Origin of the sequence: Paenibacillus sp. TC-CSREp1 (assembly GCF_050171015.1) — a bacterium.
Classification (GTDB): domain Bacteria; phylum Bacillota; class Bacilli; order Paenibacillales; family Paenibacillaceae; genus Paenibacillus; species Paenibacillus silvae.
In genome coordinates this window covers 293,026-311,276 of the sequence record NZ_JBNOKM010000003.1, presented here as the reverse complement: position 1 = coordinate 311,276, position 18,251 = coordinate 293,026, and the positions used below count along the sequence as shown (strand labels likewise).

Here is an 18,251-nt window from a genome sequence, read left to right as displayed (position 1 = left end):
CAAATGCGTAATATGTACTGTTTAATGATCTGCATGATGATCTACAATCCATCTTATTTTATGATTAATCACACGAAAAAGGGACAAAGCAGCGTAAACCTGCTTTGTCCCTTGGTTATCATTAGGTAAAAGTCTGCATTCAATTATAAGTCGAAACGTAATGATACAAGTCCATTTTTGCACTATAAAATCAGATTAGTTCTGCATTACAAAATCTTTAGGCACAATGCTCTCTTCGTCAAACATACGCAAAATCTCATAACGAGTGTTGCGCTGCGCCGGAATATAACCGGACTCGCGAATCAGACGCAGAATAGACTCAATGTTTACTTTGTATGTTGCGCCTGCAGAAGATACTACATTCTCCTCAATCATCGTGCTGCCAAAGTCGTTGCAGCCGAATTCAAGCGATTTTTTACCAATCTCGGGGCCCATCGTTACCCAGGAGGATTGAATGTTTTTGATATTGTCCAGCACCAGACGGCTGATCGCTACGGTTTTCAAATATTCTTCCGGTGTTTGACGCTCCAGCTTGAGGTTTGTGTTATCCGGCTGGAAAGTCCACGGAATAAAGGCCAGGAAACCTTCGGAATCATACTTGTTTGCAATGCATTCATCCTGCGCGTCACGAACACGCATCAGATGCAGTGCACGCTCCTCCATGGATTCTCCGAGACCGATAACCATCGTTGCTGTTGTATTCATCCCGATCCGGTGAGCTGTCTGCATCACGTCCATCCAGTCGCGCCATGATCCTTTAAGACGGCTGATTTTGCGGCGTGTACGATCATCCAGAATTTCGGCACCACCACCAGGCAGAGAATCAAGTCCAGCCTCGTGAATGGCACGTACAACCTCTTCCAGCGTAAGCCCATCGGATACTTCCACCATTTTCATAATCTCGGCTGGCGAGAAGGAGTGCATCGTAATATTCGGGAAACGCTCCTTGATGGCTTTCAGGAGATCAGTATAATAACTGAACGGCAGATTCGGGTTAGTTCCTCCCTGCATCAGAATCTCGGTGCCGTTAACATCCTCTGTCTCCTGAATCTTCTGAAAAATGACCTCATCCGGCAGTACATACCCTTCTTCAGAACCAGGTCTGCGATAGAAAGCACAAAAACGGCAGTATACGTCACATACATTCGTGTAGTTAACGTTACGCCCAATTACAAAGGTTCTGTATGGTTCAGGGTGCATACGCTTCATGATCACATTGGCAGCTGCCCCGATTTTGTCCACTTCATCGGATTCAAATAACTGAATCGTGTCTTCCAGGTCCAAACGTTCGCCCCTAAGGGCTTTATCTAAGATACGGTCCACCGTACTCATCGTAAAAAGCCTCCCTCATGAAGAGAAAATAATACGATGCTCCATCCGGCTGGTTTGCAATAAGCAACTTCTGTCGGCAACATCGTAATGGTCTACTATACATATCGTAACACAGGTTACATGTGAAAAAAAGCACCTTATATAAAGGTGCTTTAAAAATCAATTAAAATTTTTACATATAAACTCAAGTTTCTGTGCAAAAGAATAGATCAATATATTCTGTCTTTTTAACTTTATTCGGCCTCCAAAGCCTGCTCCAGATCGGCAATCAGGTCATCAATATCCTCAAGCCCTACCGAGAAACGCAGCAATCCATCGGTAATTCCACGCTCATGTCGAACCTCTGCCGGCATGGCCGCATGTGACATCATTGTAGGATAAGAAAGAATACTTTCCACCGCACCCAGACTTACAGCAACAATCGGCAGCTTCACGCGGTTCAGCACCGCTTTGGCACGATCTCCCGAGCCTACGTCAAAAGAAACAACTGCTCCGTAGCCCGTAGACTGACGCTCATGTGCTTCACGACCCGGGTGATCCTCAAGTCCAGGGTAATAGACAGCCGTTATATCTTTGCGCCCTTTAAGCCATCCCGCAAGCTTGGCTGTGCTCTGTTCACTGTGAGCCATGCGTGCTCCAAGTGTTTTCATTCCGCGCATCAGAAGCCAGGATTCCTGAGCTCCCAGCACCGTGCCCAATCCATTTTGCAGCTGCTTCAGCTGTCTGCCCAGCTCATCTGTACGTGCAACAGCCAGCCCCGCCAGCACATCACTGTGACCGCCCAGAAACTTCGTAGCACTATGTACAACGATATCTACGCCAAACTCAATCGGCCGCTGATAATACGGTGTCATAAATGTGTTATCCAGAATCGTAATCAGTTCATGCTCCTTCGACCAGGACGTTACGGCCGCAATATCCGTAATCTTTAACGTTGGATTGGAGGGTGTCTCCATATAAACAGCTTTGGTGTTTGGTTTAAGGGCTGCCTTGACTTCCTCGATATTCGTCATATCTACAAATGTAGTCTCGATCTGCATGCGGCTGAGAATGGTCGTCAGCAGGCGATAGGTGCCTCCGTATACATCCTCCGTAACAATGATATGATCTCCTGCAGAGAACATCATAAATACACTGGAGATGGCAGCCATGCCTGATGAGTAGGCAAAACCACGCACTCCGCCTTCAAGCAAAGCGATATAGTCCTCCAGAGCTTGACGGGTAGGATTGCCCGAACGGCTGTAGTCATGCTTTGGTGGATTAAAAATATCAAAATGATGGAATGTGGATGCCTGATAAATCGGCACGCTGGATGCGCCGGTTGTCTGATCAATCTCATCCCCGAAATGAAGCAGCTTTGTCTCAAACTTCAATCCTGATTCCGGTTTTTTGCGGTTTACATCACTCATGAGATTACGCCTCCTTCCACTTCCTGCTGCGCTGCCAGCAGCGCCTGATTCAGATCGGCAATCAAGTCCTCCGCATGTTCAATTCCGACAGAGAAACGCAGCAAACGGTCATCTACACCTACAGCATCACGAATCTCCAGCGGGATATCCGCATGCGTCTGCACTGCCGGGTAAGTCATGAGGGATTCTACACCGCCAAGGCTTTCGGCAAACGCAATTAATTGAATATGACGCAGCAATGGCTCCACATACCGTGCATCCTTGACTTTAAATGAGAAGATGCCGGTATTGCCTGAAGATTGCTTCTGCTGAATCTCGTATCCCGGATGATCGGACAATCCCGGATGGAATACTTCCGCAACCGCAGGATGCTCCAGCAGGAACTTCGCGATGGTCAGCGCGTTATATTCGTGACGCTCCATGCGAAGCGCAAGGGTTTTCATGCCTTTCATCAATTGATAGGAATCACTCGGCGATAACACCGCACCAATCGAATTATGAAGGAAAGCCATTTCCGCAGACAAAGCTTCACCTTTGGTAATAATAAGTCCAGCGAGAACATCATTATGTCCGCCCAGATATTTGGTAGCACTGTGAATGATAATGTCTGCGCCAAGTTCAATCGGACGCTGGAAGAACGGCGTGAGCAATGTGTTGTCCACGATCGTCAGCAGGTTATGGCTTTTGGCCCAGGAAGCTACGGCTTGTACGTCCGTGATCATCATAAGCGGATTGGTTGGTGTCTCGATAAATACAGCTTTGGTATTTGGCTGGTACACCTTCTCCAGCGCTTCCAGATCATTCGTATCCACGTAACTTGCCGTTACGCCAAAGCGAGACAGAATTCGTTCCAGCAGTCGATATGTTCCGCCGTACAGATCAAGTGAAACAATCAGATGATCTCCTTGGCTGAACATCGCAAAGATCGTTTGCAACGCCGCCATACCGGAGCTACAGGCAAAACCTGCATCACCGGATTCCAGTGCCGCTGCAGCCTCCTCCAGCACTTTACGTGTTGGATTGGTTGTACGAATGTAATCAAACCCGGTGCTTTGTCCCAGCTTCGGGTGACGAAACGCAGTGGATTGATAAATCGGAAAGTTAACGGCTCCTGTAACGGGTTCATTGATGGACCCAATCTGAGCTAAACGGCTTTCAATCTTCAACTTGTTATCTTCCATTACTGCATCCTCCTGTAATCACGATTAGATTTGCGGACCAATATCGTAAGGTGTTTCCTGATACACATAGTAATTGAGCCAGTTAGAGAATAATAAGTTGGCATGTGCACGCCAGGTAGCCGGAGGGAGTTGGGATGGATCATCGTTCGGATAATAATGCTTAGGCAGTGCGATATCCAATCCTTTGGCTACATCACGGTCATACTCCCATTTTAAAGAAAACGGATCGTACTCGGCATGTCCTGTAGCAAAAATTTGCTTACCATCCTTGGTGGCTACCAGAAATACGCCTGCTTCCTCGGACTCGGCTAAAATTTCAAGCCTGTCGTTTTTTTCGATATCCTCACGTCTTACGTCTGTATGGCGAGAGTGAGGCACATTAAACACCTCATCAAATCCCCGGAGCAGTGGAACATGGGGTTTGTTGATCGTATGCGGGAATACTCCAAAACATTTTTCATCCAGCGGAACTTTGGGTACATCAAAATGGTGGTATAAACCAGCCTGGGATGCCCAACAGATATGCATGGTCGACGTTACATTGGTTTTGGTCCATTCAAAAATTTCCTGAATCTCCTTCCAATAATTAACGTCCTCAAAATCCATTTGCTCCACCGGCGCACCTGTAATAATCATCCCGTCGAAACGGCGGTGCTGAATCTCATCGAATGTTTTGTAGAACATGTCCAGATATTCCTGAGACGTATTTTTGGAGGTATGAGATTTGGGATGCACAAGCACCACATCCACCTGAATGGGGGTGTTCCCCACCAGACGCAGCAATTGTGTTTCGGTGGTCTCTTTGGTAGGCATCAGATTCAGAATAGCAATGCGCAGCGGACGAATATCCTGCTTGTATGCGGACGTTTCGTCCATGACAAAGATATTCTCCCCTTCAAGCACTTCTTTAGCTGGTAGTGTGTCCGGAATTTTAATTGGCATGGTGAGTTGATTCCTCCTTGGTCGTCATAGATCACATTTGCCGCGAAAATCACTGCTGAGAAGTTGGGGCATACAACAAAGACCTCTCTCGGATTCCGAGAAAGGTCATATGTAAACAGATATGCGCCTCTCTCATCTCTCAGTTACAACAGCACCACGAGGATGCTTGGTCGCTGCAAGAATTAGCACCGTGCGGTATATCGCCGGTTGCCGGGTTTCATCGGGCTAGTCCCTCCACCTACTCTTGATAAGATTTCGCTGTATTCAATTATAATTCAAATTTATTAACTTTTACTTTAAAACATTCAGGCCCTCACGTCAAGATGCAGTTAGGTGTTTCTGATACCGAATTCGGAACCGATTCTACTCCGTAATCATACACTGCCTCAGAGCGCGAAATAGACACATTTTGCGCTTGAAAGCACTCTGGACCAGCGGTATACTAGACAAGTGTTTATAAGCCCTTATGTGAGAGGTGACATATTAAATGGATGGCGACCCGAGGCCCAATTGGCAGTCGATTTCCGAACAACTGCATAGAGAATGGACATCAGCATCGGCAGCGGGCCGTTTTTTCCGTTTGATTATAGATTGAACGTAAACAAGCGGAGACCTGTACATCGGGCTTCGCTGCCGACCGGCTGATCTGTTCTTTTGCGCCCATATTAATGATGAAATCCGCCACGATGGCGGGTGCAGAAGGAGTAGATTACATGAAAATCCGGTTGGTTAATAACGGTGTATTTATTCCGGTGGATGATATCCAGCAAGCGCTGACTCCACCGGCTGAAGGTTTTTACTGGATCGATGCAGACGTGGATGATCTGGCTGTGCTGCAGCCTCTGTTCTCCATGCATGATCTGGCTGTGGAGGACTGCTTGAGTGATGAGGAGCAGCGTCCAAAGATTGAAATTTATGAAAATCATTATTTTATCGTGATCAACAGCATTCGCTTTGATGATGAAGAGATTTTTCTGCGGGCAGTCAATCTGTTTCTCGGCAGACATTTCATTATCAGTGTAACGAAACAGAAGGTCAGTGAATTACGGATGCTGAAGCCGATCCTGTGGGAACAGGAGATCAACAGTCCCGATCGCTTTCTCTATTTGCTGGTTGACTTGATTGTAGACAATTATTTCACCGTTGGTGACCGAATTGAAGCTCGCATCGAGAAGCTGGAAGAAGACATTCTGATGCATACCAAGAAATCACATCTGAATGAAATTATCGGTTTGCGAAGTGAAATATTGTGGTTGAAAAAGGTGCTGGGGCCTCAGAAAGAGGTTATCAATACCCTGAACAAAAAAGACCTGCGTCTGATTGATGATCAGCTGCAAAAATACTTCAGTGACATTTATGAGAATGCCGTGAAAATTTCGGAAACGTTCGAAACGTACCGCGACCTGATGGGCAACTTGCGAGAAGCCTATCAATCCAGTATCGCAAACCGGGCGAATGAGATCATGCGCGTGTTTACGGCCATTACAACGGTCTTCATGCCGCTGACCGTGATTACCGGAATATACGGAATGAACTTTGATAACATGCCTGAGCTGCACTGGAGATATGGTTATTACGCCGTCATTGGCCTCATGATTACACTCGGCCTGACGATGTTCTTTATTTTTCGCAAAAAAGACTGGATTTGAAATGGAAGACGAAGCGCCCCTCTGCGGGAACGACTTCGTCTTTTTGGTATCTGTTTTTCCTGAGCACTACCGAGCTAACCAACATTACGTTCCGTTTCCACATGCCTGCGGAAACGGATGCGAATCATACGCAATCGTTCATATACCTGTTCAAGGCTACCTGTTTCCGGGCGCTCTCCTCCATAAACTTTATGTAAGACAGGCTTCAGAAACGTATCGCCCAATTCCTCATATGCACTCCAGACCGCCTCCTGTTCAGCCTCAGGCATCACAGCCAGCTCTACATCAAGCAGAGAGTCCGTATCGTAGCCTTCCAGATCCAGCGTCTCCAGCAGTTCAATTAACTCACGGCGGGATAAGCCCGAACGAATTACAATCTCCTCCAAAGTCTGACCATCCTTCATCCCCTGCAGCACATGTTTGCGCGTGAGAAATTTATCCAGCTCCTGCTTGTATTTCTGTTCCTTTTGCTTGTACAACCAGCTTTCGTACTCTTCCTCCTTCAGTACGGTATACACCCAATCCAGCGGGAACGATCTGGAACGCTCAATCCCGCTTGTCATTTCCAGCCATTCCAGCCCGTAATCCGATGCTTTGCTCTCTCCAACACCAGGTAGCTGCATGAGTTCATCCATCGTATGGGGTACAAAAGCGCTGATCAGCCGGAGCAGTCGATTGGTTGCTACAAAGTAAGGAGCTTTACGGTCACTTGCAGCCTTCTGCCGCCGCCATGCACACAGATCATCATATAATTGCTCATTCCCATACAGCTCGCTAAAGCAATGCAGCCGCTGCCCCGCATAACTGCGAGGTTTCATCTCTTCGTTCTCATGATACAATCCATGCAGCAATGGTCGATACCCCTCGCTCATCTGCATCGCAAGCTGATGGCGGTAAATATGCAGCAATTCCTCCCATGAGGTGCCCTCATACCAGATCGTATCCTCGCGATCCCCTGCCTCATACCTGCTCCAGCCCAGATGCCACGTGTTCTCCTCCTCCCCGATCCATAGCTGGGCTATGTCCTCATGCTGATCTGATGTTCTGGATAACTTGTTCATGAAAATGACTTCCATGTGTATTCCCCTCCTTATAACGTTGCAGCATGTTCGATTAACAAAGCATCGGCTGTCTCCGGACAGCACAAAAAAACACCCCTCCTGCGAAAATGCCGCAAGAGAGGTGCTTCCTCATTAACCGTTCTATACTGTTGCACTTATCATAACCATAATGGTAAAATTCGTCAATCCCTATATTATCTATCTGGACAAGGCCAATTTTGCCAAAGCCAGTGAACCGCATAATCCTGCATTATCTCCCAGACCTGGGGGCACAACATACTGATCAATCCCCGCATGAAGAGATGGATGCTGTACATATCCCGCGAGCAGTTCCTGCAGTTTGCTTCGCACCATCGGGAACAAATGCTCCTGCTTCATAACACCGCCGCCCATCACGATTTTCTGTGGTGACAGAATCAGCACATAATTCATCAATGCGTGTGCAAGATAATGCGCCTCAATCTCCCACGCTTTGTGATCTGACGACAGCTCATAGGCGGGCTGCCCCCAACGCTTGTTAATGGCCGGACCTGCTGCCAGACCTTCAAGGCAATCTCCATGATAAGGACAAAAGCCCTCGTAAGAATCCTCCGGATGTCTGCGTACAATGATATGCCCCATTTCGGGATGAGACAATCCATGAACCATTTTCCCGCCAACCACAGCTCCCGCACCAATACCTGTACCTACAGTTATATACAGACAGCTATCAAGACCCTGAGCAGCTCCCCAGGTCGCTTCCCCCAGAGCAGCACCGTTTACATCCGTATCAAACGTCATAGGCACATCAAAATGTTCCTTGAGTTTGCCAATAATGTTGTACTGCCCCCAGTGCGGCTTAGGCGTAGTCGTGATATAACCATACGTTGGACTTCCTTCAATCGGATCAATCGGACCAAACGAACCTACACCCAGTGCTTCAATGCCTTTGCCTTCAAAAAAAGCAATGACCTGCGCCATCGTCTCCTCCGGCGTGGTTGTAGGAAAGCTTACTCGCTCTAATACCTCTCCTTGCTCCGTACCAATGCCGCATACAAATTTGGTTCCGCCTGCTTCAATTGCACCTAAAACTGTCATGTTTGCTTCACTCCCAGGTTGGTTTAAATTAGCACGCTGCTGCTTTGAGTTTGAGGATTGAATGGCTCGTGGGTACAAGTTCAATTTGCAGATGCAGACATACAGACTTGTAGACTTGCATCTCAGTCACTCACCAGCTTGTTCAGTCGCTTGAGCAGTGTCTGTCTCCAGCTGTCCGAAAGTGCCGGAATGGCTAACAATATCTGAATCCCCTCCACATTTTGCTTTCCCTGATGCATGATTCGATTCGCATCAAGGATTGTCATCGAGCTCTGATCCGTGTGTATTTTTCTGAAACGGGATGCCGGAGCAACCTGCCCTTCCTGCAGTACTCGAAAATAAAAGCCTGTATGTCCACTTTCCTGAAAATAAACGGGCAGCTCCTTGTAGTCATACCTTGCTCCCAGCTTGAAACACGGCTGCCTTGGCTGACTAACCTGCACCTGGGCATCGCCTAATTCGAATATATCCCCAATGCGCACCTCTTCTTCAGTACAGCCTGTGACGGTAAGATTCTCTCCAAAAGCTCCCCAGTCCAGCTTGCGATTCATCAGCTGTTCAAGTGCAGCATAATGGCTGTAATCGTATACACAAACTGCCTTATCCGGACCCCCGTGATGAACAAGGTCCGCCTGAGCATCCCCTGTCATTCCCGTGAATGACAGGAACACAGGGGTGGAGACAGGATGTTTCATGATGCCGCTCAGCACCTCATTTTTCTGACCGGGTAACGGTCTGGGCTGTCCCACATTAATGGCCAGAACCGATGTGTTGTCCTTTTCTGTTGTCAGATCGGATATAGGTGTCATTTGCATCATACCTCCTGTACTGATTTTTATCGGACAGAACCGCCAAATACCAATGTGTTACTTAGCAGCCGACCTGGAGACGTCAGCATCTTGCCGCTGGCATACAAACCTGAGGATGCACCGCCATCGAGATTCATAGCCTGCTTGGCCCCCAGCTTCTGCATCACTGCTGCCCATTCTTTCATTGTAGCACCGGAAACGGTAGCCAGCATTACTGAACCATCTGCCATAATTGCGATTCCACTTCTCGCCCCAGATGCATTCAGAATTTTAGGGTCTTTGAAGCCTTCACTTGCCGGATTTACAGCAATTTTGCCGTCCTTGACCAGACGTGGACCAGCCCCAACCGCCGTAACGACCTCCTGCCAGGGAATATCCTGCCCGGCTGAGTTAGTGTATCTGTAATTCATCTCTACGGTGGAACCTACAGTGAAACGATCCGACATGGATTTCTCATTGCCTGTAAATACAAGCACAGAACCGTTCTTTGGAATAGCAACATTGGAGTTTGGTACTTTTTTGGTAACTACCCCTTTCTCCATAATCACTGCGGTGCCTCCTTTAAAACCAACGTTTGCACCGCGCTCTGGCGTATACAAAATGCTGATGCTTGAAGTTGCTGAAGGCGTGCGATTAATAAACGTTGCGTACCAGCTGCGTGATTTTCCGTTCGTATCCGTAACCTTTCCGGTCAAGCTTACTTGAAGTGAATCCATAATTGCTGAACCATCTGCTTTAAATCCGATTGAAGTGCCATATCTTCCTATATGTATAACTTTTCCATTTGCTATTAACATGCCGTATGGGTCTGGTGCTCCTTGATAGGCTTCAAAAAAAGCTCCGTTGATTGCGGCTTGTGCGCCATATGCCTTCACGATGGATGGCAACGTTGCTGTCTGGCCCACCTGCTTCTTGGCAAGTCCTACTGTAACGGGTGTACCTTTGGGAATACTTACGGTCTGCACACTAAAGCTGCGTCCTGCTGCGTTTACTTTCTGTACTTTCGAACTAATCGCGGCTTTGGCCTCCGCTGTCTGCGGTGCACTTACGGCCCCCGAAAGCAATACGGGCAAAGCCAGGACGAGGGCCAACGCCCCGGTCCACCACTTTTTACTCATTCTGTTCATTCTCCTGCTGCTCGTCATCCAATTGCCACTCCCATCCAAGAGCCAAGGCTCTTCATCTCAAGTTGTTCAAACTTGTCCATCACCGTATCAGGGTCCAGACGTAATTCACAGCCTTCCAGCGTACAGGCCACCGGAACAGCACAATGAATCTCTGCCAGTTTGCGGGACAGATGAAGCATATCGAGATCACTCTCGATTTTTTTGCGTACTGAAGGGGTTAGTTGATCCAGATTGTTTAAAATGCCTTCGATCGATCCGTACTCTTGTACCAGCTTCAAAGCCGTCTTCTCACCAATGCCTCGTACACCGGGATAATTGTCGCTGGCATCCCCCATCAAACCCTTCATGTCAATAACCTGACGCGGGGTTAGCTGTTTCTCGGCCATCAGCGTTTCCGGATTGTACACCATGTAGTTGCCGTGACCTTTTTTCATAATAATAATACTCGTCCGGTCATTAATCAGCTGTAACATATCATGGTCACCGGTAAGCACCATCACATTCAGATCGGTCTCTTCAGTGTAATGCTTGGCGAGCGTGCCAATACAATCGTCAGCCTCATATCCCGCAGCTCCGATATTCGGAATGTTCAGGCTGTCCATCACTTCCTTAATCAAAGCAAACTGTGGAATAAGATCATCCGGTGCTTCGGCCCGATTCCCTTTGTACGCCGCATACTCTTCACCGCGAAACGTCTTGCCTCCCATATCCCAGCAGCAGATCACATGGCTTGGTCCAAAGGTCTGAACTGCATCCCAGAAATAACGGATAAAACCATAGACTGCGTTGGTTGGAAGCCCTGCCTTTGTGCGTCTGATATATCCGCTTGCAGCTGTTGCATAGTACGCACGGAACAACACTGCCATACCGTCTACCAGTAACAAAGTAGGTTCATTACGTTGATTCACTTGAATTTACTCTCTCCTTGATCTATGCAAGCTGAACACATACATTCAATGTCCAGCTCCAATAGCATGTATAAAATATCGAAACTAATTCTATCATCTTGGCAGGGTTACGCCAACCCTCATTATAGCATAGTTACACCTGCTCGGATTCAACCAAAAAAGCCCTGAAAATTGAATAATTCAAGGCTAATCAGGTTTTTACTCATGGATCGTGCAATTTGCACATATGGTGATCAAAATATGGATTTATGCGTTATTCCATTCCTGCTCAAACGTCTCTTCCTTGAAGCCAACCGTCACTCGCTCACCATCGGTTACGATAGGGCGTTTGATCAGGCGGCCGTTGGAAGCGAGCAAACTGATCTGCTCCTCCTCGGACATACCTGGCAGCTTGTCCTTCAGCTGCTGCTCCTTATATACTTCACCACTGGTGTTAAAAAACTTTTTCACTTCCAGTCCGCTCTGCTGGATCAGTTTGGTTAACTCATCCTGTGATGGCGGTGTATCAAAAATAGGAATCAGCTCCGTCTCATGTCCTTTGGCTTCAAGCCATTTTACCGCTTTGCGGCATGTGCCACATTTGTTATATTGATAAACTTTTAAGTTGGTCATTGTGTGTCCCCCATCCGCTCGGTAGGCTCGGGTTTCGGCCTCTCGCTTCCCTTGGTTTGCTCCGCAAATCCAAAAGTCGCTCCATCCCGATACCCTCGCCCTGCAACTTTTTTTTGGGCCAATAAGGGCTCATCGCCCTTCATTCTGCCTTTACTTTTTCAAATCAACACTGCCTGACATGGGCATGTTGAAGACTCTATTGCTTAGAGTCAGAACAACCTTAGATGCTTTAAAGTCCCTTTAGCCTGCGGCGTGTGGTTCAGGCGCTTTGCTTCCTGCACTGTAAAGGCTAAAATCTTAGATGCTTTAAAGTCCCTTTAGCCTACGGCGTGTGGTTCAGGGCTTCGCTCCCTGTACTCCAAAGGCTAAAACCTTAGATGCTTTAAAGTCCTTTAGCCTGCGGCGTGTCATTCAGGGCTTCGCTCCCTTTACTCCAAAGGCTAAAACCTTAGATGCTTTAAAGTCCTTTAGCCTGCGGCGTGTTGTTCAGGGCTTCGCTACCTGAACGGAAAGCATCTTACAGATTTTCTCGCGGGCATGCTTCGGCATCTAAACGTTTCTCCAGTTCGGCCATATCTGACGGCAATGGCGCCTGAAACGTCATTCGTTTCCGAGATATCGGATGCTCAAACGTCAGCTCACAGGCATGCAGTGCCTGACGCTCGATCCATGTATCCCGCTCTTCCCGAACAAGCATCGTCTGCTCATCTACTTGATGCGCGGGCAGTGTTTTATACATGCGATCACCGATCAATGGACAGCCGATGGATGTCATATGTACCCGGATCTGATGTGTCCGACCACTTTCCAGCTTGAGACTTACCGCACTGGCTGTACCGTCTGCCCAGCGCGTCAACGTTGTGTACAGCGTTCTCGCGGCATACCCGTCAGGAGTAACGATACGGCGATGTGGCTCTTCGGGATCACGGTCGATCGGACCATCAACTGCTCCCTGCTCAGGAACAGGACTACCATGAACCAGTGCAATATATTTTTTATCCACCATGCCTGCAATCATTTGCTCCGACACATGCTGGTGCACATAAGGATTTTTGGCAATCGCCAGCACGCCGGATGTTTCCTGATCCAGTCGGTGAATCGGCCGAAAGCGGACTTTTTCGCCTTTTTTCCGCCAATAATGCACCACACCATTCGCCAGCGTACCTGTGTAATGTCCATGCGTTGGATGCACAATAATGCCCGCATCCTTGTTTACAATCAGCAGATGGTCATCTTCATACAGCACGTTGAATGGAATATCCTCAGGCAAAATATCATCCGATTCCTCCTGCTCCATCCGCACCTCCACCAGATCACCTGCACTCACCTTGACACTGATGTATACCCGTTCCCCATTGAGCATGACACCCTGCTCTGTTAATTTGATTTTGGACAAAAGCTTGCGCGATACCTGCAGCCGCTTCTGAAGCACGGTCTTCAGCAGCCAGCCGTCCTCCACTTCGGGTACCCTGTAAGTAATCGGCGCGTAATACTGGCTCATTCTTTGCGGCGGAATACTTTTTTGCTCCGCACATATTCAATATCAGCAACTTGTTGTCTCGCATTGGCTGTCCGTGCCACAACAAAGAAATAATCCGACAAACGATTCAAATACCGTCTTACCGACGGATTAATATCCGTGTGCTGTCCCAGCGTAACAGTACGGCGCTCTGCACGGCGGCATACGGTACGGCACACATGCAGTGCAGATGAGAGCTGACTTCCACCCGGGATAATAAAACGCTCCACTTTAGGGTTCTCGGCATCATATTGGTCAATCCACTGTTCCAGACGTGTAACCATCTCATCCCGTACTTTGTATTTTGTTTCACTAATACGTACAAATGCCAGGTCCGATCCGCAGTCAAACAGCTCCTGCTGCACTTCCAGCAGATGCTCCCGCAGGTCCTCGAAATCCCCATTCGCCGCATCGATCAAACTAATCGCTTGACCCACAAAACAATTTAATTCATCAATCGTACCGTAAGCCTCTACCCGGTCATCATCCTTGATAACCCTGCCGCCGATGACCGACGTTTGGCCTTCATCACCGGTTCTCGTATAGATCCCCATCATAACCCCTCCAATTGTCAATTTGAGTGATACACACACATGCTGGCGCTTCTCTAGCCGAACATGCTGCTTTCATCTTCCCTAATCTTCATACCTTACTTGTTGAGCCTTCAGATCAATAACAAGACCGGAAACCAGCATATACATCTGCTCTGCATGTGTCTGCAGAATCCGGTTAACCGAGGCCATTCTTGCGGCAAAAATACGTTCTTCCTCTGATGGATACAAGCTGCCATGCATCTCATTAGTGATTACCAGAATCTTGCCCTGATAGGACAGCAAAGCTTCAAGCAAATGCTGCGTTTCCAATCGTTGTTGATCAAGGTCTTCTGCTGCTCTGAAGCCAGCCGCCATCCAGGACGTCAAACTATCTATGATAACGATGCGCTGATCCGCCAGAAACAGATTGGACTCCCGATTAATCTGTGTCACAAGCTCAGCAAGCCTCAACCCGTTTCCTGCCTGAATCGCACGATAGTGAGCGGATGGCAATTCGGGAATAACGGGATCATGATCACCAGTGGATAGATAGACACCTTCCCGGCTGATTTGGGCTGCGTATTTCAGCGCAAAGCGCGTTTTTCCACTGCCTATGCCGCCTGTGACCGTAATTAACAATCCGCTCCCCCCTTCCACATCTGCTCTGATTTAAATCTTATTCTGTTAGTGCCTTCAGCACTTTTTTCGACTCTTCAATGTTAGCCGCCGACAATGGAATTGTAGCGAATAAATTGCTTGGTGCATAGTTCACATCTTTAAACATTTGCATGTCTTCCAGCGGGATGCCGTACAGATGGGTTTCCTTTTTCATGTCGGAGCCATCATCGCCCTTCCCTTTTTCGACCAGTACAGACCCTTCAAACACACCACGCTCGTATTTCTTGGCATCAAAGGTATCGTCCAGCGGAACATTCGAGCCATTCTGACCATACTGCTTCATATCATTCTCAGGCAAAATAAAGATGTCGTGGCTGCCTGCTGCATATTCAACCAATATTTTTTGTACATCGTACATAGCACTCGTAATGATCTCCACTTTAGGCTCTTCCCCGAGCTTTTTCTGCAGATTTTCCTGCAGCTGCTCAGAAATGCCCGATGGATTGCCCTGGTTATCGATGATAAACACCGTAAATCCATCCTTGCCCCCGCATCCGGCTAATAAGAAAATAAGTGAAACCATTGCCATTAGTCCCCAAAATCTCTTCATTCCAGCTCCCCCTTTAGTCTCCTATGTCCAATATATCACAATTGTTCCACGCAAAAAAATAACAGTACTGCTCCACCGTAATAACATGCTGCACAGCAAAAAGAGACCCTCTCGGATCTCCTTCTGCGACGTGATATATCGGCATATTCGTCCCACCCGAAAATTTATTTCGGTTTGATCGGATTTGCCTTCATGTATTCATTAATCTTCAAATCCAGAAGACTGCTAATCTCAATAACAACATCAGATGTAAAAGACTTCTCTTCCATGAAAATCTGTTCCATCTTGCTTCGGAGCATACGAATCTCATCTTCCAAGGAAACGTTAGGCATGGATGCGTGATCAGGGTTCACCGACCATCGGTCGCCATGATCGCCTTCTGCCAGAACGTGTCCACGATTCGTCGGTAAATCATATTCAACACAAAACAAAGCTAACCCCTCCTTGAAAAATAGTTTTCCAAATATATGAAATCTTATTTCAAATTGAAATTATATCATAATATTTTGTAAAAGAAAGTATTTTTTTGGAAAAGTTCCAACTACCTGATTTGTTCTGTACTTCTTACTCTCATTAACCCTCTTTTTGGACCTTGTAAACAAAATTTCCGATGCGTTCCAGCGCTTCATTCAATTGGGACACTGAAGTGGCATAAGAGCAGCGTAAAAACCCTTCACCTTGCGGTCCGAATACGTTCCCCGGTACTGCGGCCACCTTGTTCTCCGTCAGCAAGCGTTCAGCAAATAGATCGGAGCTGATCCCTGTCTTCTGGATGCTTGGAAAAGCGTAAAATGCCCCTTGCGGTTCATGGCAATCAAGTCCGATATCACGGAACCCCTGCACAATTAAACGTCTGCGCTGATTGTAGGATTCCACCATGCGATCCTTCTCACCAAGACCGTTGGTCAAAGCCTCCAAGGCAGCTACCTGACCCATAGCCGGCGCACACATCACGGTGTACTGGTGAATTTTGAGCATGGCTGCAATCAGTTCGGGATGACCGCACATATAGCCAATCCGCCAGCCTGTCATCGCAAATGCTTTGGAGAAACCGCTGACGAGAATGGTGCGATCCTTCATGTCAGGAATAGAAGCGAAGCTGACATGTTTTTGATTATACGTCAATTCAGCGTAAATTTCGTCAGCAATGACGATCAGATCATGTTTTTTGATTACTTCTGCAATCGGCAGCCAGTCCTCATACGTCATGATTGCTCCTGTAGGATTGCTTGGATAACATAAAATAACGACCTTGGATTTCGGTGTAATGCTGGCTTCCAACGCTTCCGCAGTTACCTTGAATTGGTCCTTTGCGTAAGTTTCCACCCCGACCGGGATACCTCCACCGATGGATGCAATTGGCGAATATGCGACATAAGACGGTTCAGGAATCAGAATTTCATCGCCTGGAACAATCAGTGCACGCAGAGCCAGATCAATAGCTTCGCTACCGCCTACGGTAACAATAATCTCATCTTTTGGATCATATTTGGTATCAAACTGTGTCTCCAGATATTGACTGAGAGCCTCGCGCAGCTTGGGCATACCTGCATTCGAAGTATAACTGGTCATGCCTCTTTCGAGTGAATATACACATGCTTCGCGCATATGCCATGGTGTTACAAAATCCGGCTCCCCTACCCCCAGCGTGATGATATCCTTGTTATCACCCACCAGATCAAAAAACTTGCGGATACCGGATGGAGGGATCTGTTTAACCAGCGGAGCCAGATATGAGGACATTGTTTTTGTTTTGTTATTCCCGGTTGTCTGTTCATTCACTATCATGACACATCTTCCTTTACGGCGAGATCATGAGACGGTTGTCTTCCTGATGGTCTTCAAAAATAATCCCGTCCTGCTTATATTTTTTAAGAATAAAATTCGTCTTGGTTGAAAGAACCGAATCAATCGGAGACAGCTTCTCCGACACAAAATTAGCGACTTCACGCAGGTTGCCACCCTCTACTTCAACGAGCAGATCATACGCACCTGACATGAGATATACAGATTTCACTTGCGGGTACAGATAGATACGTTCAGCAATACCCTCGAAGCCACGTCCGCGCTCCGGTGTAATTTGCACCTCGATCAGAGCGGTTACTTTCTCATCATCAATTTTGCTCCAGTTTACAACCGTTGCATATTTTACGATGACGTGGTCTTGTTCAAGCTGAGCTACAGCAGCTTTAATCTTATCTTCCGACTCCCCCAGCAGCGTAGAAAGCAGTGCGGGAGTCCTTCTCGCGTCTTCCTTCAGCAGATCCAGCACCTTAAGCTGCAGATCGTTCAATTCCTTCATCGTTTTCCCTCCAGCGTCATCCATGTTCCTGAAAATGAATTAATACTTATATTACATGAATTTAACGTCGATGCATAGACAAAAGACCGCCTGCCCTCAATTCAGGCAAGCGGTGGTATGGTGCCTCACAATATGTGCTTCAAACCCGGTATCTACAGGTTACATGTAATAAGGGTTACCGTAATTCGGCTGACGCGGAGATACATTCGGCACTTGACTGTAAGGACTGGTTTGAACAGTCTTCTCCTGTACAAATTGCTGACATTTCTGCTGTGCCTGATGTGCAGATTGAAGCTGCTTGTCCAGGTCCTGGCGAGGAGCTTTAGCCGAAGCCGAATACATGTTGTTCTGCTGCATCAGGTTGAACAATTCACCCTGCAGCCTCAATGTATCATTGGTCAGATCATTGAACATACTGCGAATCATGGGGCAGGAAGATTCAGTCGTAGCTGTTGTATACTCGCGTGAAGTTCGTCTTAAATCGGCAAGAATGGTTTTTAACAAATCCTGTTCCTGCATAAATGGACCGGTTTGATTGTACATGGTATTTCCTCCTATGCGT

At 47.4% G+C, this 18,251-nt stretch carries 20 protein-coding genes and 1 riboswitch; of the genes, 1 reads left to right on the top strand and 19 read right to left on the bottom strand.

Annotated elements, in window-relative coordinates:
• Window positions 1–195: 195 nt before the first annotated feature.
• The 4 genes from mqnC to metA form a co-directional block, all read right to left on the bottom strand.
• The gene (mqnC, locus tag ACQSGY_RS06255) at window positions 196–1,332 is read right to left on the bottom strand and encodes a cyclic dehypoxanthinyl futalosine synthase (protein ID WP_145403077.1); all 1,137 of its coding nucleotides are present in this window, start codon (window positions 1,330–1,332) and stop codon (window positions 196–198) included.
• Between the two features lie 233 nt (window positions 1,333–1,565).
• The gene (locus ACQSGY_RS06250; RefSeq protein ID WP_427051139.1) at window positions 1,566–2,741 is read right to left on the bottom strand and encodes a trans-sulfuration enzyme family protein; all 1,176 of its coding nucleotides are present in this window, start codon (window positions 2,739–2,741) and stop codon (window positions 1,566–1,568) included.
• Complete coding sequence (locus ACQSGY_RS06245; RefSeq protein WP_427051138.1) at window positions 2,738–3,922, bottom strand: aminotransferase class I/II-fold pyridoxal phosphate-dependent enzyme; 1,185 nt, start codon at window positions 3,920–3,922, stop codon at window positions 2,738–2,740. The genes ACQSGY_RS06250 and ACQSGY_RS06245 overlap by 4 nt, the downstream gene beginning before the upstream one ends.
• Before the next feature lie 24 nt (window positions 3,923–3,946).
• Window positions 3,947–4,864 carry a homoserine O-acetyltransferase MetA gene (gene metA, locus ACQSGY_RS06240; protein WP_216519429.1) on the bottom strand — a complete coding sequence of 306 codons (918 nt, stop codon included), beginning with the start codon at window positions 4,862–4,864 and terminating at the stop codon, window positions 3,947–3,949.
• 129 nt (window positions 4,865–4,993) lie between these two features.
• A riboswitch (SAM riboswitch) is annotated at window positions 4,994–5,118 on the bottom strand.
• A gap of 459 nt (window positions 5,119–5,577) precedes the next feature.
• Here metA and corA point away from each other — a divergent pair.
• Window positions 5,578–6,513, top strand: coding sequence for a magnesium/cobalt transporter CorA (corA, locus tag ACQSGY_RS06235; RefSeq protein WP_184184091.1), 936 nt, complete (start codon window positions 5,578–5,580; stop codon window positions 6,511–6,513).
• A gap of 74 nt (window positions 6,514–6,587) precedes the next feature.
• Here the strand turns inward: corA and ACQSGY_RS06230 are convergent, their stop codons facing one another.
• The 15 genes from ACQSGY_RS06230 to ACQSGY_RS06160 form a co-directional block, all read right to left on the bottom strand.
• Window positions 6,588–7,589, bottom strand: a complete 1,002-nt coding sequence (locus tag ACQSGY_RS06230) for an HRDC domain-containing protein (protein ID WP_427051137.1) — start codon at window positions 7,587–7,589, stop codon at window positions 6,588–6,590.
• 183 nt (window positions 7,590–7,772) lie between these two features.
• A complete protein-coding gene (locus tag ACQSGY_RS06225; RefSeq protein ID WP_427051136.1) occupies window positions 7,773–8,651 on the bottom strand; it encodes an ROK family protein in 879 nt (292 codons plus the stop codon).
• A 122-nt stretch (window positions 8,652–8,773) separates the two neighbouring features.
• Window positions 8,774–9,460 carry an MOSC domain-containing protein gene (locus ACQSGY_RS06220; RefSeq protein ID WP_427051134.1) on the bottom strand — a complete coding sequence of 229 codons (687 nt, stop codon included), beginning with the start codon at window positions 9,458–9,460 and terminating at the stop codon, window positions 8,774–8,776.
• 26 nt (window positions 9,461–9,486) lie between these two features.
• Complete coding sequence (locus tag ACQSGY_RS06215; RefSeq protein ID WP_427051133.1) at window positions 9,487–10,578, bottom strand: phosphodiester glycosidase family protein; 1,092 nt, start codon at window positions 10,576–10,578, stop codon at window positions 9,487–9,489.
• 23 nt (window positions 10,579–10,601) lie between these two features.
• The gene (locus tag ACQSGY_RS06210; RefSeq protein WP_289374697.1) at window positions 10,602–11,495 is read right to left on the bottom strand and encodes a 5'-3' exonuclease; all 894 of its coding nucleotides are present in this window, start codon (window positions 11,493–11,495) and stop codon (window positions 10,602–10,604) included.
• A gap of 246 nt (window positions 11,496–11,741) precedes the next feature.
• Entirely contained in the window at window positions 11,742–12,107 is a 366-nt protein-coding gene (locus tag ACQSGY_RS06205; protein WP_427051132.1) for an arsenate reductase family protein, read from the bottom strand.
• On the bottom strand, window positions 12,104–12,229 hold the full coding sequence (locus tag ACQSGY_RS06200) for a hypothetical protein (protein ID WP_301285681.1): 126 nt from the start codon (window positions 12,227–12,229) through the stop codon (window positions 12,104–12,106). Before ACQSGY_RS06200 ends, ACQSGY_RS06205 begins: the two co-directional genes overlap by 4 nt.
• A gap of 395 nt (window positions 12,230–12,624) precedes the next feature.
• Entirely contained in the window at window positions 12,625–13,608 is a 984-nt protein-coding gene (locus tag ACQSGY_RS06195; RefSeq protein ID WP_427051130.1) for an RluA family pseudouridine synthase, read from the bottom strand.
• Window positions 13,605–14,180, bottom strand: coding sequence for a cob(I)yrinic acid a,c-diamide adenosyltransferase (locus tag ACQSGY_RS06190; RefSeq protein ID WP_111272333.1), 576 nt, complete (start codon window positions 14,178–14,180; stop codon window positions 13,605–13,607). The genes ACQSGY_RS06195 and ACQSGY_RS06190 overlap by 4 nt, the downstream gene beginning before the upstream one ends.
• Before the next feature lie 81 nt (window positions 14,181–14,261).
• Complete coding sequence (locus ACQSGY_RS06185) at window positions 14,262–14,798, bottom strand: bifunctional adenosylcobinamide kinase/adenosylcobinamide-phosphate guanylyltransferase (RefSeq protein ID WP_427051129.1); 537 nt, start codon at window positions 14,796–14,798, stop codon at window positions 14,262–14,264.
• 37 nt (window positions 14,799–14,835) lie between these two features.
• The gene (locus ACQSGY_RS06180) at window positions 14,836–15,387 is read right to left on the bottom strand and encodes a hypothetical protein (RefSeq protein ID WP_216519412.1); all 552 of its coding nucleotides are present in this window, start codon (window positions 15,385–15,387) and stop codon (window positions 14,836–14,838) included.
• Window positions 15,388–15,551: 164 nt separating this feature from the next.
• Window positions 15,552–15,773 (bottom strand): aspartyl-phosphate phosphatase Spo0E family protein, encoded by a 222-nt coding sequence (locus ACQSGY_RS06175; protein ID WP_426334914.1) that lies wholly within the window; start codon window positions 15,771–15,773, stop codon window positions 15,552–15,554.
• A 187-nt stretch (window positions 15,774–15,960) separates the two neighbouring features.
• On the bottom strand, window positions 15,961–17,175 hold the full coding sequence (locus ACQSGY_RS06170) for an aminotransferase class I/II-fold pyridoxal phosphate-dependent enzyme (protein WP_427051127.1): 1,215 nt from the start codon (window positions 17,173–17,175) through the stop codon (window positions 15,961–15,963).
• Window positions 17,176–17,188: 13 nt separating this feature from the next.
• Window positions 17,189–17,689, bottom strand: a complete 501-nt coding sequence (locus ACQSGY_RS06165) for an Lrp/AsnC family transcriptional regulator (protein WP_110893970.1) — start codon at window positions 17,687–17,689, stop codon at window positions 17,189–17,191.
• Between the two features lie 159 nt (window positions 17,690–17,848).
• A complete protein-coding gene (locus ACQSGY_RS06160; RefSeq protein ID WP_427051125.1) occupies window positions 17,849–18,232 on the bottom strand; it encodes a spore coat protein in 384 nt (127 codons plus the stop codon).
• Between the last annotated feature and the right edge of the window lie 19 nt (window positions 18,233–18,251).

Excerpts from the sequence above, each read along its gene's own strand:
- ACQSGY_RS06220 (WP_427051134.1), bottom strand. The coding sequence starts at position 9,460 with ATGACACCTATATCCGATCTGACAACAGAAAAGGACAACACATCGGTT.
- mqnC (WP_145403077.1), bottom strand. The coding sequence starts at position 1,332 with ATGAGTACGGTGGACCGTATCTTAGATAAAGCCCTTAGGGGCGAACGT.
- ACQSGY_RS06215 (WP_427051133.1), bottom strand. The coding sequence starts at position 10,578 with ATGAGTAAAAAGTGGTGGACCGGGGCGTTGGCCCTCGTCCTGGCTTTG.
- ACQSGY_RS06195 (WP_427051130.1), bottom strand. The coding sequence starts at position 13,608 with ATGAGCCAGTATTACGCGCCGATTACTTACAGGGTACCCGAAGTGGAG.
- ACQSGY_RS06250 (WP_427051139.1), bottom strand. The coding sequence starts at position 2,741 with ATGAGTGATGTAAACCGCAAAAAACCGGAATCAGGATTGAAGTTTGAG.
- ACQSGY_RS06160 (WP_427051125.1), bottom strand. The coding sequence starts at position 18,232 with ATGTACAATCAAACCGGTCCATTTATGCAGGAACAGGATTTGTTAAAA.
- ACQSGY_RS06180 (WP_216519412.1), bottom strand. The coding sequence starts at position 15,387 with ATGAAGAGATTTTGGGGACTAATGGCAATGGTTTCACTTATTTTCTTA.
- ACQSGY_RS06230 (WP_427051137.1), bottom strand. The coding sequence starts at position 7,589 with ATGGAAGTCATTTTCATGAACAAGTTATCCAGAACATCAGATCAGCAT.
- ACQSGY_RS06225 (WP_427051136.1), bottom strand. The coding sequence starts at position 8,651 with ATGACAGTTTTAGGTGCAATTGAAGCAGGCGGAACCAAATTTGTATGC.
- ACQSGY_RS06170 (WP_427051127.1), bottom strand. The coding sequence starts at position 17,175 with ATGATAGTGAATGAACAGACAACCGGGAATAACAAAACAAAAACAATG.
- ACQSGY_RS06245 (WP_427051138.1), bottom strand. The coding sequence starts at position 3,922 with ATGGAAGATAACAAGTTGAAGATTGAAAGCCGTTTAGCTCAGATTGGG.
- ACQSGY_RS06205 (WP_427051132.1), bottom strand. The coding sequence starts at position 12,107 with ATGACCAACTTAAAAGTTTATCAATATAACAAATGTGGCACATGCCGC.
- ACQSGY_RS06165 (WP_110893970.1), bottom strand. The coding sequence starts at position 17,689 with ATGAAGGAATTGAACGATCTGCAGCTTAAGGTGCTGGATCTGCTGAAG.
- metA (WP_216519429.1), bottom strand. The coding sequence starts at position 4,864 with ATGCCAATTAAAATTCCGGACACACTACCAGCTAAAGAAGTGCTTGAA.
- corA (WP_184184091.1), top strand. The coding sequence starts at position 5,578 with ATGAAAATCCGGTTGGTTAATAACGGTGTATTTATTCCGGTGGATGAT.
- ACQSGY_RS06190 (WP_111272333.1), bottom strand. The coding sequence starts at position 14,180 with ATGGGGATCTATACGAGAACCGGTGATGAAGGCCAAACGTCGGTCATC.